The 13772-nt window shown below is 70.3% G+C and carries 13 protein-coding genes; 12 read left to right on the forward strand and 1 reads right to left on the reverse strand.

The window, feature by feature from the left end; translation table 11 throughout:
- Window positions 1-125 precede the first annotated feature (125 nt).
- From OG798_RS46210 to OG798_RS46260, 11 genes are all read left to right on the forward strand, one after another.
- Window positions 126-1643 (forward strand): sugar ABC transporter ATP-binding protein, encoded by a 1518-nt coding sequence (locus OG798_RS46210; RefSeq protein ID WP_095850996.1) that lies wholly within the window; start codon window positions 126-128, stop codon window positions 1641-1643.
- The gene (locus tag OG798_RS46215; RefSeq protein WP_328759054.1) at window positions 1640-1858 is read left to right on the forward strand and encodes a hypothetical protein; all 219 of its coding nucleotides are present in this window, start codon (window positions 1640-1642) and stop codon (window positions 1856-1858) included. Before OG798_RS46210 ends, OG798_RS46215 begins: the two co-directional genes overlap by 4 nt.
- On the forward strand, window positions 1855-2895 hold the full coding sequence (locus OG798_RS46220) for an ABC transporter permease (RefSeq protein WP_328759055.1): 1041 nt from the start codon (window positions 1855-1857) through the stop codon (window positions 2893-2895). The genes OG798_RS46215 and OG798_RS46220 overlap by 4 nt, the downstream gene beginning before the upstream one ends.
- Window positions 2888-3868, forward strand: coding sequence for an ABC transporter permease (locus OG798_RS46225; protein WP_095850995.1), 981 nt, complete (start codon window positions 2888-2890; stop codon window positions 3866-3868). The genes OG798_RS46220 and OG798_RS46225 overlap by 8 nt, the downstream gene beginning before the upstream one ends.
- Window positions 3869-3968: 100 nt before the next feature.
- A complete protein-coding gene (gene rhaS / locus OG798_RS46230; RefSeq protein ID WP_120986579.1) occupies window positions 3969-5054 on the forward strand; it encodes a rhamnose ABC transporter substrate-binding protein in 1086 nt (361 codons plus the stop codon).
- A gap of 17 nt (window positions 5055-5071) precedes the next feature.
- Window positions 5072-5392 carry an L-rhamnose mutarotase gene (locus OG798_RS46235; protein WP_067360338.1) on the forward strand — a complete coding sequence of 107 codons (321 nt, stop codon included), beginning with the start codon at window positions 5072-5074 and terminating at the stop codon, window positions 5390-5392.
- A 72-nt stretch (window positions 5393-5464) separates the two neighbouring features.
- Window positions 5465-6889 carry a BNR repeat-containing protein gene (locus tag OG798_RS46240; protein WP_328759057.1) on the forward strand — a complete coding sequence of 475 codons (1425 nt, stop codon included), beginning with the start codon at window positions 5465-5467 and terminating at the stop codon, window positions 6887-6889.
- A gap of 76 nt (window positions 6890-6965) precedes the next feature.
- Window positions 6966-7991, forward strand: coding sequence for a LacI family DNA-binding transcriptional regulator (locus OG798_RS46245; RefSeq protein WP_328759058.1), 1026 nt, complete (start codon window positions 6966-6968; stop codon window positions 7989-7991).
- 147 nt (window positions 7992-8138) lie between these two features.
- Window positions 8139-9440 carry an alpha/beta fold hydrolase gene (locus OG798_RS46250; protein WP_121414029.1) on the forward strand — a complete coding sequence of 434 codons (1302 nt, stop codon included), beginning with the start codon at window positions 8139-8141 and terminating at the stop codon, window positions 9438-9440.
- Between the two features lie 31 nt (window positions 9441-9471).
- Window positions 9472-10374, forward strand: a complete 903-nt coding sequence (sigJ, locus tag OG798_RS46255) for an RNA polymerase sigma factor SigJ (protein WP_328759059.1) — start codon at window positions 9472-9474, stop codon at window positions 10372-10374.
- Between the two features lie 298 nt (window positions 10375-10672).
- Entirely contained in the window at window positions 10673-11515 is an 843-nt protein-coding gene (locus tag OG798_RS46260) for a pentapeptide repeat-containing protein (RefSeq protein ID WP_328759061.1), read from the forward strand.
- On the opposite strand, the gene OG798_RS46265 is transcribed toward OG798_RS46260, so the two are convergent.
- The gene (locus tag OG798_RS46265) at window positions 11483-12967 is read right to left on the reverse strand and encodes a cytochrome P450 (RefSeq protein ID WP_121414026.1); all 1485 of its coding nucleotides are present in this window, start codon (window positions 12965-12967) and stop codon (window positions 11483-11485) included. The two genes, OG798_RS46260 and OG798_RS46265, sit on opposite strands and share 33 nt — an antisense overlap.
- A gap of 122 nt (window positions 12968-13089) precedes the next feature.
- Here OG798_RS46265 and OG798_RS46270 point away from each other — a divergent pair, with 122 nt between their 5' ends.
- Window positions 13090-13707 (forward strand): TetR/AcrR family transcriptional regulator, encoded by a 618-nt coding sequence (locus tag OG798_RS46270; protein WP_095850987.1) that lies wholly within the window; start codon window positions 13090-13092, stop codon window positions 13705-13707.
- Window positions 13708-13772: the final 65 nt, after the last annotated feature.

Here is a 13772-nt window from a genome sequence, read left to right on the forward strand (position 1 = left end):
CTATCGAAAATTTCGACCCGCACCCATTGACGTGACCTGGGCAACCTGCCTAACGTCCCGGCAACCTAGTTGAAACCTTTCACGACGTCGTGAGGCCTCGCCGCCCGCGTCGTTGAGGAGCTCACATGACCCACCGGTCCGACGCGGGTCCGGCCCCCGTACTGGCGCTGGAGGACATTTCCAAGTCCTTCGGCGCGGTACGCGCCCTGCGGGACGTGTCCCTGGAACTGTTCCCCGGCGAGGTGCACGCTCTCGCCGGTGAGAACGGCGCGGGCAAGTCGACCCTCATCAAGACGCTCGCCGGCGTGCACCGACCGGACGCCGGTCGGGTGCTGCTGGACGGTGAGCCCACCGTCTTCCACGGTCCCGCCGACGCCCGCGACGCGGGCATCGCGGTGATCTATCAGGAGCCCACCCTCTTCCCCGACCTGTCGATCGCGGAGAACATCTTCATGGGCCGCCAGCCCCGGCGCGCCCTCGGCCGTATCGACCACAAGGCCACCCACGAGGCGACCGCCGCCCTGATGAAGCGACTCGGTGTCGAACTCGACCCCGACCGCCCGGCGCGCGGACTGTCCATCGCCGACCAGCAGATCGTCGAGATCGCCAAGGCGCTCTCCTTCGACGCCCGCGTCCTGATCATGGACGAGCCGACCGCCGCCCTGACCGGCAGCGAGGTGGCCCGCCTCTTCGGTGTCGTGCGTACCCTGCGCGAGCAGGGCTCGGCGGTGCTGTTCATCTCGCACCGCCTGGAGGAGATCTTCCAGATCTGCCGGCGGGTCACGACCCTGCGCGACGGCGCCCTGATCTCCAGCGAGCCCCTCGACGGCATGACCGAGGACGACCTCGTACGCCGGATGGTCGGCCGCGACCTCGACGAGCTCTACCCCAAGCAGGACGTCGAGGCGGGCGAAGTCGCCCTGAGCGTGCGCCGGCTGACCCGCGAGGGCGTCTTCACCGACGTCTCCTTCGACGTGCGGCGCGGCGAGATCGTCGGTCTCGCCGGACTCGTCGGCGCCGGGCGTACGGAGGTCGCCCGGGCCGTCTTCGGCGTCGACCGCTGGGACGCCGGAGAGGTAGAGGTCGACGGGAAGCCGCTGACGAACGGGGCGCCCTCCACGGCCATGGCCGCGGGGCTCGCCCTCGTCCCCGAGGACCGGCGCGCCCAGGGCCTGGTGATGGACATGTCCATCGAGCGCAACATCGGGCTCACCGGGCTGCGTACGACCGTGAAGGCGGGGCTGGTGGACCGCGGCGCCGAGCGCAGCCGCTCCCTCGACTGGGCCGTCAAGCTCCAGGTGAAGTACGCCCGGATCGCCGACACCGTCAACACCCTGTCCGGCGGCAACCAGCAGAAGGTCGTCCTCGCCAAGTGGCTCGCGACCGGCCCCAAGGTGCTGATCGTCGACGAGCCCACCCGAGGCATCGACGTCGGTACGAAGGCCGAAGTGCACCGGCTGCTCTCCGAGTTGGCCGCCGACGGGGTGGCCGTCCTGATGATCTCCTCCGACCTGCCCGAGATCCTCGGCATGGCCGACCGCGTGCTGGTGATGCACGAGGGCCGGCTCACCGCCGAGATACCCCGCTCCGAAGCCAGCGAGGAGACCGTGATGGCCGCCGCGACGGGGAGGGTTGCCGCGTGACGGCCACTGGGCGCGCCACCTTCGACGCAGCACCGGCAGCGGCCGGGGCGGGCGGTTGGTTCGCCCCCGCGAACGTTGAGCGGGCCGCCGCTGGGGAGTTCGGAGCCGCCGGTTCGGCCGCCCGCGCCACACCCGCCTCCCCCCAGGGAGCCGTTCCCCCGACTTCGACGGTCGTCAGCCAGACCCCGAACATCCCCCGGAGGGCCGCCGTATGACGGTGACCGCACCCAATCCCGCGCCCGCCGCCGAGGTGCCCAAGTCGAGTGGCACCCGGCTGGTGGACCGTGTCTTCAAGATGCGTGAACTCGCCATCCTGGTCGTCTTCCTGGTGATGATCGCCATCACCCAGATGGGCAACAGCGAGTTCCTGTCCGAACAGGGCATCAAGGACCTGCTGTTGAACGCGACGATCCTGGTGCTGGTCGCCACCGGTCAGTCGCTGGTCGTGATCACTCGGAACGTCGACCTGTCGGTCGGCTCCACCCTCGGCATCAGCGCCTTCACCGCCGGCACCTATCTGCACGGCGGCGGAAACCCCGTCGTCGCGGTCTTCCTGGCCGTCCTGCTCGGCATCGGCTGCGGACTGGTCAACGGGCTGTTGGTCAGCCTCGGCCAGGTGCCCGCGCTGGTCGTCACCCTCGGCACGCTCTACATCATCCGGGGCGTCGACTCCATCTGGGTCGGCTCCCGCCAGATCACCGCGGCCGACCTCCCCGGCGGCTTCGTCGACTTCGGCTCCGGCGGCATCTCCGCGGTCCCGTACCTCGCCCTGATCGCGCTGGCGGTCCTGCTGGTCACCGCGTACTACCTCAAGCACTTCGGCAGCGGCCGCGAGCTGTACGCGCTGGGCTCCAACCCGGAGGCCGCCCGGCTCGCCGGCATCCCCGTCCGCAAGCGGATCCTCACCGCGTACATCGTGTGCGGCGGCCTCGCCGGACTCGCGGGCGCCCTGTACCTCGCCCGGTTCGGCAACGTCGACTCCGGCACCGGCACCGGCTACGAACTCACCGTCGTCAGCGCGGTCGTGGTCGGCGGTGTCGTCTTCACCGGCGGCTCCGGCAGCGTCTACGGCGCCGCGCTCGGCGCGCTGCTGCTGACCTCCATCAACAGTGTGCTGCCCGCCCTCGGCGTCAGCTCCGTCTGGGTGCTCGCCATCAACGGCATCCTGCTCATCCTCGCCATCGCGGTCGACCGGATCGTCGCGCTGCGCGTGGCCTCCGCACTGAAGAAGAGGAACGCCCGCCATGGCTGACTCGTCCCTCGCGCGCGCCGTCCGCTGGGACACGGTCGTCGGCGCCCTCCTCATCGTCCTGCTGCTGTTCTCCTTCGGCTTCGTCGACGGCTTCGGCAACGCCCTCAACCTGTCGTTCCTGATCGGCAACACACTGCCCATCGCGCTGATCGCGCTGCCCATGACGCTGCTCGTGGTGGCCGGGGAGATCGACCTCTCGGTCGCCTCCACGGCCGGTCTGTCCGGCTCGGTGATGGGCGCCCTGTGGAACCAGGGCATGGCGATCGAGACGATCATCCCGATCTGCCTGCTCCTCGGAGTGGTGTGCGGACTGGTCAACGGCCTGCTGGTGACCAGGCTCGGGCTGCCGTCCCTCGCCGTCACCATCGGCACGCTCGCCGCCTACCGGGGCATCGCGCAGATCGTGCTCGGCTCGGACGCGGTGACCGACTTCCCCACCCAGTACCAGGACTTCGCGTCCGGGCGCATCGGGAACACCTTCATCCCGCAGGCCTTCCTGCCCTTCCTCGTACTCCTCGCGATCGCCGTGGTGGTACTGCACGCCACCCCGTTCGGGCGCTCGGCCTTCGCGGTCGGCGCCAACGAGGAGGCCGCCCGGTTCGCCGGCATCCGCGTCAAGCGGCAGAAGCTGATCCTCTTCGTCGCCACCGGCTTCATGGCCTCGCTCACCGGCGTCTTCTGGGCCCTGCACTACGCCAGCGCCCGCTACGACAACGCCAACGGCCTCGAACTCTCCGTCGTCGCCGCCGTCCTGCTCGGCGGCATCGACTTCGACGGCGGCAAGGGCACGTTGGGAGGTGCGATCGCGGGTGTCTTTCTGCTCGGGGCGCTGCAGAACGTGATGAGTCTGCTGAATGTTTCCGCGCAGTCGCAGATCGTCGTCACCGGCGTTCTGCTCGTTGTCTCCGTGCTTGGCCCTCGGGTTGCTCAGCAAGTCGCTGTGGCAAGGGCCGCGGCTCGCTCCACCGGATAGGTCGTTCTGCGTCTGCGGGCCCCGATGTGGCTGGTCGCGCAGTTCCCCGCGCCCCTGAAGGGGCGCTCCCGCTCACCCTCGTATCAAAGGACCCCATGCCATGCGCAAGTCATCCCTCCGTCGTGCCTGCGCGGCCCTCGCCGCCGTCACGTCTCTCACCCTCGCCGCGACTGCCTGCGGCGGCACCACGAAGAAGGACGTCAAGGACGAGAACACCGGCTCGGCCGTCACCGGCGGCAAGGCGGACCCGAACGCCGCCCTCAAGAAGGGCCTCACGGTCGGCTTCCTGCCCAAGGCGGTCAACAACCCCTACTTCACCTCGGCGGACAAGGGCGGCGAAACGGCGCTGACAGAGCTGGGCTCCAAGTACAAGGAGGTCGGCCCCAGCAGCGCCACCGACACCTCCGGGCAGGTGAGTTACGTCAACACGCTCACCCAGCAGCAGGTCAACGCGATGGCAGTATCCGCGCAGGACCCGGGCGCCCTGTGCACCGCGCTCAAGCAGGCCATGAGCAACAAGATCAAGGTCGTCACCTACGACTCCGACACCAACCCCGAGTGCCGCAACGCCTTCGTCTCGCAGGCCAGCGCCGAGGACCTGGGCCGCACCGAGGTCCAGCTGCTCGCCGAGCAGATCGGCTACAAGGGCGAGATAGCGATCCTGTCCGCCGCGCAGACCGCGACGAACCAGAACACCTGGATCGACTTCATGAAGGACGAGCTGAAGGACCCCAAGTACAAGGACGTCAAGCTGGTCAAGGTCGCCTACGGCAACGACGACGCCCAGCAGTCCTTCCAGCAGACCCAGGGTCTCCTCCAGGAGCACCCGAACCTCAAGGGGATCATCTCCCCGACCACGGTCGGCATCAAGGCCGCGGCCCAGTACCTGTCCGGCTCCAAGTACAAGGGCAAGGTCAAGCTGACCGGCCTCGGCACCCCCAACGACATGCGCAAGTACGTCAAGAACGGCACCGTGGACGCCTTCGAGCTGTGGAACCCGGCGAAGCTCGGCGAACTCGCCGCGCGTACGGCCGTGGCGCTCGCCTCGGGACAGATCACCGGCGCCGAGGGCGAGACCTTCAAGGCCGGTGACATGGGCTCGTTCACCATCGGCAAGGGCGGCGTGATCAACCTGGGCAAGCCGACCGTCTTCGACGCCAAGAACATCGACCAGTTCAACTTCTAGGATCCGGGGGTCCCTTGATGCAGCGTGTGTGCTTTCTGCTGAAGGTCCGTGCGGACCGCCTCGACGCGTACCGCGAGCGGCACGCCGCCGTGTGGCCCGAGATGCTCGATGCGCTCTCGGCCACCGGCTGGCACAACTACTCGCTCTTCCTGCGCGAGGACGGCCTGCTGGTCGGCTACTTGGAGACCGAGGACTTCGCGGCCGCGCAGGCCGGCATGGAAGCCACCGACATCAATGCCCGTTGGCAGGCGGAGATGGCGCCGTTCTTCGAATCGCTGGACGGCGCCAGACCCGACGAGGCCATGAAGCCCCTCACCGAGGTCTTCCACCTCGCCTGACACCTTTCTGGCCCCCCGTCACCCGCCGCCGCCCACCGGCACCCGCGCGAAGCCCTACCCAGGAGTCCGGACATGAAGAGACGCACCCTGCTGGCCACCGCCCTGCTGACCGGTGTGGCAGGCCCCGGAATCGGCGCCGGTACGGCGCGCGCGGCCGACCCCGGCCCCTCGGTCTCCCTCACCGGCAGCACCCAACTCGACGCCCAGGCCCTGTTCTTCGTGTCGTACGACGGCCTGGTCAACAACAACTCGTTCCAGAAGAACGGTCTGTTGACCTACAAGGGCTACCAGTACGCCGTCTGGTACACCACCGACCGCAGCGCGGTCGTCGCCCGCCGGGCGCTCGGCGCGTCCGGTTGGTCGACGGTCACCCTCGCCCATCGGCTCACGAGCTCCGACTCGCACAACGTGATCTCCATGGGCGTGTCCAAGACCGACGGCCGGCTGCACCTCAACATGGACTCCCACAGCGACGGCTTCTTCTACGTGAAGTCGGTGGCCGGGCTGCTCGACAACCCCGCCTCCACCGCCTGGACCTCCGCCGTCTTCGGAGCCGTACAGACCTCGCTGGACGGCCTCGCGCTCACCACGCAGTTCACCTACCCCCAGTTCGTCTCCACGCCCGACGGCAAGCTCCAGCTGAGCTACCGCGTGGGCATCTCCGGAAACGGGCGCAACGCCCTCGCGGAGTACGACGGCTCGTCCTGGACCGCTCTCGGGGAGTGGTCCGGCTCGACCGGCACGTACACCAGCGAGCACGGCTCCAGCACCGCCCGCAACATGTACCTGCACGGCATCGACTACGACGTCAACGGGCGCCTGCACTCCTTCTTCACCTGGCGCGAGCAGAACGGCGCCGTGATGTGCAACAGCGGCGGCATCACCAACCACGACACCGGCTACGTCTACTCGACCGACCGCGGCCGCACCTGGCGCAACGACGCGGGCACCCTCGTCGGCACCACGGGCGGCTCCGACACGGTGGGTGTCACCGACGCCGGACTCGTCGTCGACGCGCTCAACCCCGACCACTCCCTGATGAACCAGGAGAGCCAGGCCACCGACTCCACCGGCCTGCCGCACGCGATCATCAGCTATGTGCCTGGGCGCTTCGGCCAGTGCACCACGAACTACGTCACCGACCGGACGAACAACGGCCGCGCCTTCCACCTCCGCAAGAACGCCTCGGGCAGCTGGACCAAGAACGAGATCCCGATCGCCCTCGGCTCGAGCCAGCGCACGAAGCTGATCCTGGACACGTACGACAACGCCTACGCGATCATGCCCTTCGGCCGGATCGCGGGCGCCTCGAAGTCCTCCGGGTACACGGACTGGAAGCTCCTGTACGACGGCAGCGCTCTCGACGCCTTCGGCGAGGTGGTGATCGACGAGACGCGCGTCTCACAGGACGGGACGCTGTCGGTCATGTACCAGGAGAAGTCCAGCGGGACCACGCCCTCGGCTCTCCACGTCGCCGATTTCCGGCTGCCCGCATGACCAGCACAGTCGGCGGACTCGCGGGTAATGTGAAGGCCCGCCCGCCGCTTCTCGTCCCCCTGGAGGTTCCTGCCTGATGGCACAGTCGGTGGGTATCAAGGACGTCGCCCGCGCCGCCGGAGTCTCCGTGGGCACGGTCTCGAACGTCATCAACCGCCCGGACAGCGTCGCCTCCGAGACCCGGGCCCGTGTCCAGTCGGCGATAGACCGGCTCGGCTATGTCCGCAGCGAGTCCGCGCGCCAGCTGCGGGCCGGACGCAGCCGGATCATGGGCCTGCTCGTCCTCGACATGGGCAACCCCTTCTTCGTGGACGTCGCCCGCGGCGCCGAGCGCGCCGCGCGGGACGCCGGGCTCGGCGTGATGGTCTGCAACAGCGCGCAGAGCGCCAGCGAGGAGGCCGACTACCTGTCGCTCTTCGCCGAGCAGCGGGTACGCGGCGTGCTGCTGACGCCCGCCGACGCGACCGGGCGCAACATCGCGACGTTCCGCCGCAACGGCATCCCCTTCGTGCTGGTCGACCGGGTCGCCGAGGGCACCACCGAGTGCTCGGTCTCGGTCGACGACGTGGCGGGCGGCGCGCTGGCCGTACGGCATCTGGTCGACGCGGGCCATCGATCGATCGCGTACGTCAGTGGGCCGCCCGGCCTCAACCAGGTCAGGGACCGCCGCGTGGGCGCCCTGAACGCGCTGGCCGAGGCGGGCCTCCCGCCCACGGCGATGCGGGAGCTGCCCACCCAGCGCCTCGACGTGGCCGCGGGCCGCGACGCGGGCGCCCGGCTGCTGGGCCTCGCCGACCGCCCGACCGCCGTCTTCTGCGCCAACGACCTGCTCGCGCTCGGCGTCCTGCAGGCCATGTACGCGGCGGGCGTCGGCGTCCCCGACGACCTCGCGATCGTCGGCTACGACGACATCGAGTTCGCCGCCGCCGCGGCCGTCCCGCTCACCTCCGTACGGCAGCCCGCCATGACCATGGGCGCCCTCGCCGCCGAACTGCTGCTGGAGGAGACGGAGGCCGAGACGGCACCCGTACCGCACGAACACCGGCGCGTGGTGCTCCAGCCGGAGCTGGTCGTGCGCCGCTCCAGTCTGTCGGCGCGCTGACGCGCGGCCCGGTCCTCGCGGCCGGTCCGCGCGCCTGGCCTGCTGAGCGACCATTCAGTACGACTTTCTTGATCCCCGGTCTCGGCCGGTCGGCGATCATGTGCTCAACTGGGACGCAGCCTGGATCCGTACGTCTCGGGAGCCCTGTTGACCGTCAGCTACCGCCAGCCCGGTGTCGTCCTCACCGACCACCGTTTCACCGTGCCCCTCGACCACGACGACCCGGCGGGGGAGAGCATCGAACTGTTCGCCCGCGAGGTCGTCGCGAGCGACAAGGCGCACCAGGACCTCCCCTGGATGGTCTACCTCCAAGGCGGCCCCGGCTTCGGCGCCAACCGCTTCGTCGGCAAGCAGGCCTGGCTCGGCCGCGCGCTGAAGGAGTTCCGGGTGCTGCTGCTCGACCAGCGCGGCACCGGTCACTCCACGCCCGCCAATCGCCAGACGCTGCCGCTGCGCGGCGGCCCCGGCGCGCAGGCCGACTACCTCGCGCGCTTCCGCGCCGACTCCATCGTCCGCGACTGCGAGGCCATCCGCCCCCGGCTCACCGGCGGCGACCCCTGGACCGTACTCGGCCAGAGCTTCGGCGGCTTCTGCGTCGTGCACTACCTCTCGACCGCCCCCGAAGGTCTGCGCGCGGCCCTCATCACCGGCGGCCTGCCCTCCCTCGACGCGCACGCGGACGACGTCTACCGGGCCGCGTACCCCCGTATCGAACGCAAGGTCGCGGCACACTACGCGCGTTACCCCCAGGACATCGAGCGGGCCCGGCAGATCGCCGAACACCTCCTCCGCCACGAGACCGTCCTGAGCAACGGCTACCGCCTGACCGTCGAGGCCTTCCAGTCCCTCGGCATCCTCCTCGGAAGTGGCGAGGGCAGCCACCGGCTGCACTACCTCCTGGAGGAGGCCTTCGTCCGCACCCCGCAGGGCCCGGCCCTCTCCGACGCCTTCCAGGAGGAGGTACAGGGCCTCCTCTCGTACGCCGGCCACCCCCTGTACGCGCTCGTCCACGAGGCCTGCTACGCCCAGGACGACCGGCCGACCGCCTGGTCCGCCGAGCGGGTGCGCGCCGAGTTCCCCCAGTTCGACGCGGCGAAGGCCCTCGCGGACGAGGGACCGCTGCTGTTCACCGGCGAGTCCGTGCACCCCTGGGTGTTCGACACCGATCCCGCGCTGCGTCCCCTCCGCGAGACCGCCGAGGCACTCGCCGCACGCACCGACTGGCGGCCGCTGTACGACCCCGCCCGCCTCGCCGCCAACGAGGTGCCGGTGGCCGCGGCGGTCTACCACGACGACATGTACGTCGACCCGGAGCACTCCCTGCGCACGGCCCGTGCCATCGGTGGTCTGCGGACCTGGGTGACCGACGAGTTCGAGCACGACGGTGTACGGGCCGGGGGGTCGCGCGTCCTGGACCGGTTGCTGGCGCTGTCGCGCGACGAGGTCTGACCGGGCGCCGTTCGGGGGAGAGAGCAACGCGATGGACGACGACGAACTCCTCGAACACCTTGCGGATCGGTTCCAGGAGCACCGCGGTCGCCTGAAGGCGGTGGCGTACCGGATGCTCGGCTCGCTGAGTGAGGCGGACGACGCGGTCCAGGAGGTGTGGCTGAAGCTCGGCCGCACGGACGTCGGTGAGATCAGGAACCTCGCGGGCTGGCTGACCACGGTGGTCGGCCGGGTCTGTCTGGACCTGCTGCGTACGCGTGCCGCGCGCCGCGAGGAGCCGCTGGACACCTATGTCCCCGACCCGCTGGTCAGCCCCCTGGAGCGGATCGATCCCGAGCAGGAGGTGCTGCTCGCCGACTCGGTGGGCCTGGCCCTGCTGGTGGTCCTGGAGACACTGGAACCCGCCGAGCGCCTCGCGTTCGTCCTGCACGACATGTTCGCGGTGCCCTTCGACGACATCGCGCCCGTCGTGGGCCGCTCGTCGGCCGCGACGCGGCAGCTGGCGAGTCGGGCGCGGCGGCGGGTACGGGGCGCTGCCGCGCCGGAGCCCGAGCTCGATCCCGCCCGGCAGAAACTGGTCCTCGAGGCCTTCCTCGCGGCCTCGCGTGCCGGGGACTTCGAGGCGCTGGTGTCCGTCCTCCATCCCGATGTCGTGCTCCGCGTCGACTCCGGTGTGCTCGTCGGAGGGGCGGCGGCGTCCAAGGTGGTCCACGGTGCGACCGGCGTCGCCCAACAGGCCCTCATGTTCCGCCAGTTCGCGGAGTTCTCCCGGCTCGCGCTGGTCAACGGGGCGATCGGCGTCGTCACGGCCCCCGAAGGCCGCCCCCTGTCCGTCATGGGCGTCACCATCACCGACGGCCGCATCGTCGAGATGTACATCCTCGCCGACCCCGCCCGCCTGTCCGACTTGGCCCTCCCCGACCTTGCGGGCTGAGCCATCGGGTTCCTCGCCCCCGCCGCCCCTACCCGTCCCATCCCCACTTGGGGGCTCCGCCCCCAAACCCCCGATCGGCCTGAACGGCCTTGTCCTCAAACGCCGGACGGGCTGAAAGATGCGCGCCAGCGCACTTAAGGGGCGCGGGGAACTGCGCGCCCAGACCCCACCCACCCGCAGCCGAGGAACGCACCCCGGGGGTCTGGGGGCGGAGCCCCCAGGGATGGGAAGGGGGAGGGGCGGCGGGGGCGAGAGAACCCCTCACGGAGGGCGCCTGTCGGCTCAGTACGCTGGTGACATGCGAGAAGACAGCGTGACGGCAGTCGATGACCGGCTCCTGGAGTTGTGGGCCGACTGCGGTCGGTGTTTCGGGTTGTGCTGTGTCGCCCTGCCCTTCACCCGCTCGGCGGACTTCGCGATCGACAAGGACGCGGGAAAGCCCTGCCAGAACCTGCGGACGGACTCCCGGTGCGGAATCCACACGCAGCTGAGGCAGAAGGGGTTCAACGGGTGCACGGTGTACGACTGTTTCGGCGCCGGCCAGCAGGTCTCCCAGGTCACCTTCGGCGGGCAGGGCTGGCGCACAGGCTCGCCGGAGCGGGCCCGGCAGATGTTCGACGTGTTCCCGGTCGTCCGCCAGCTCCACGAACTTCTCTGGTACCTGAACGAGGCCCTGACCCTCCCCCCGGCCCGCCCCGTCCACGCCGACATCCGCCGCGCCCTCGCCGAGACGGAGCGACTGACGAACGGATCCCCGGAGGAACTCGGGGCGTTGGACGTGAACGCGCACCGGCAGCAGGTCAACACCCTCCTGCTGCGGACCAGCGAACTCGTGCGCGCGGGAGTCGGCCGCGGCAAGAAGAAGGAGCGGCGCGGCGCCGACCTCATGGGCGCCCGCCTCAAGGGCGCCGACCTGCGGGGTGCCAACCTGCGCGGCGCCTACCTCATCGCCGCCGACCTCACCGGCGCCGATCTGCGCGGCGCGGATCTGATCGGCGCCGACTTCCGCGACACGGATCTCACGGACGCGGATCTGACCGACGCGTTCTTCCTGACCCAGCCCCAGCTGAACGCGGCCAGGGGCAGCGCCGGGACCAGGCTGCCGCGGTCAGTCACCCGCCCGGGCCACTGGACGCAGTGACACCGGGTCCGCCGCGGGTGCCCGGTCTTCGAGGTGCAGCCGCAGCCCCTCCGGCATCAGCGTCAGCCGCTCGGCGACCCGCAGCCGGTAGTCCGGTTCGGGCCGCAGCTCGTAGCGGCGCAGCAGCAGCCCCAGGACGAGCGTCGCCTCGTGCAGCGCGAACTGCCGGCCGATGCAGGCCCGCGCCCCGGTGCCGAACGGCTTGAAGGTGTGGGCGGGCCGGGACCGTACGGCCCCCGGGTCGAAGCGGTCCGGGTCGAATTCCTCGGCGTTCGCGCCCCACACCTCCGGGTTGCGCTGCAGCAGCGTCGTCAGGACCAGGGTCCAGGCGCCCGTCCGCATCGGGTGGACCCCGCCCAGCACGGTGTCCTCGCGGGCCTCGCGCGCGAAGCCGGGCGCCGTCGGCCACAGCCGTAGCGACTCGTCGAGGACCCGGCGGACGTAGCGCAACTTGGCGACCTGGTCGTAGGCGGGCAGGGGAGTGTCGCCCCAGACCCGGTCCACCTCGGCCCGCGCGCGGGCGGCGACGTCCGGGTGCTGGGCGAGGTAGTGCAGGGCGAAGGAGAGTGCGCCCGAGGTCGTCTCGTGGCCGGCGATCAGGAAGGTGATCACCTGGCGTCGGATGTTCTCGGGCGTCAGCCGCTCCCCGGTCTCGGGATGGGCGGTCTCCAGCATCCGGTCGAGCAGGTCACCCTCGCCGGAGGAGTGCTGACGGGCCGCGACGACGTCGTCGACCGTGCGGTTGAGGTACGCCACGTGCGCCTCGTTGCGCCGGGTGGCCCCGCGCAGCAGTACCGGAGCCAGTGGTGCGGGGAGCACGTTGAGGCGCTGCGCGTAGGTCAAGGTGCCGACCATCGCGGTGACGAACGGGTGCGGCCTGGAGCGCTCGAAGGAGCCGAAGTCGTGGCCGAAGCCGGTGCGGGCGATGGTCTCCAGTGTCAGTTTCGTCATGTCGCCGGGTACGTCCACCGCCCGGCCCGCCGCGCGTTCCCCGTCCCAGCGCTCCATCAGCCGCTCGGTCACGGCGAGCATCATCGGGTGGTACCCCTCCATGGCCTCACGGCTGAAGCCCGGAGCGAGGACGTCGTGGGCCAGCTGCCAGTTCGGTTCGTGGTTGTACGCCGTGAACAGACCGTCCCCGGCGACCGGCCGGAGGTTGGCGACCCCGAGACCGACGTGCTTGGCGAACTGTGTCTCGTCCGCCAGCTCGGCCGCGAGCTCGGCGCCCCACACGAAGACGATCTCCTTGCCGAAGCCCTTGCGCCGGAAGATCGGCCCGAGCCGGCGCCCGAATCGCATCGAGTCCTGCACCGGAGAGCGGACGTTCGCGCCGATCACATCCCCGACGAGGGGGAGCCGGTAGGGCGGGCGGGGGATGCGGTGCAGCTCGGGCCAGCCCAGCTCCGCGCTCCGGAACCCCTTGGGCAGCACGGCCCCTGTCGTCTCCGCCATGACGCGATCTCCCTTGTGCCTGCGGCACGTCGACGTTGCTGTCCTGACCATGTTGTACGCGGGTTCAATAGCGGTTTTCAGTGTGATCCCGTTGTTGAACCGACGTCAAGTAAGGTGCGGCCATGATGGGCGAACAAGGGGAGCGAGGAGAACGGACGCGCCGTCGGCTGAGTACCGAGGAGCGCAGGGAGCAGCTGTTGTCCGTCGGGGCGCGGCTGTTCTCGGAGAGCCCGTACGACGAGGTGTGGATCGAGCAGGTCGCCGAGATCGCCGGGGTCTCGCGCGGGCTCCTGTACCACTACTTCCCGACCAAGCGGGACTTCTTCGCGGCCGTCGTGGAGCGTGAGAGCGAGCGGATGCTGCGGCTGACGGCGGCGGTGCCCGGCACTCCCGTCCGCGAGCAGTTGAGCGCCGGACTCGACACCTTCCTGGCGTACGTCGAGGCCCATGCGCACGGCTTCCGCGCCTTCCATCGCGCCGACGCGGCCGGTGACCAGGCCGTGCGCAGGGTCTATCAGCGGGCGCTGGCCGCGCAGGAGCAACAGATCCTGGCGGCGCTCGACGCGGACCCCGACGTTCCCGGGGGGATCGAGGACCGGCCCGAGCTGCGGATCGCCGTCCGTGGCTGGCTCGCCTTCACCACGGCCGTGTGCCTGGAGTGGCTCAGGGGGGCGGAGCTGACCCGGGAGCAGCTGCGGGATCTGTGCGCGCGGGCGCTTCTGGGCGCCATCGCGCCGTAACTCGTGCGAGGGACGCAGGTGTGGCGTGGTTGGCGTACACCCGGATCTCCGATAGGTTAGGCAAG

Source organism: Streptomyces sp. NBC_00271 (assembly GCF_036178845.1).
Taxonomy (GTDB): domain Bacteria; phylum Actinomycetota; class Actinomycetes; order Streptomycetales; family Streptomycetaceae; genus Streptomyces.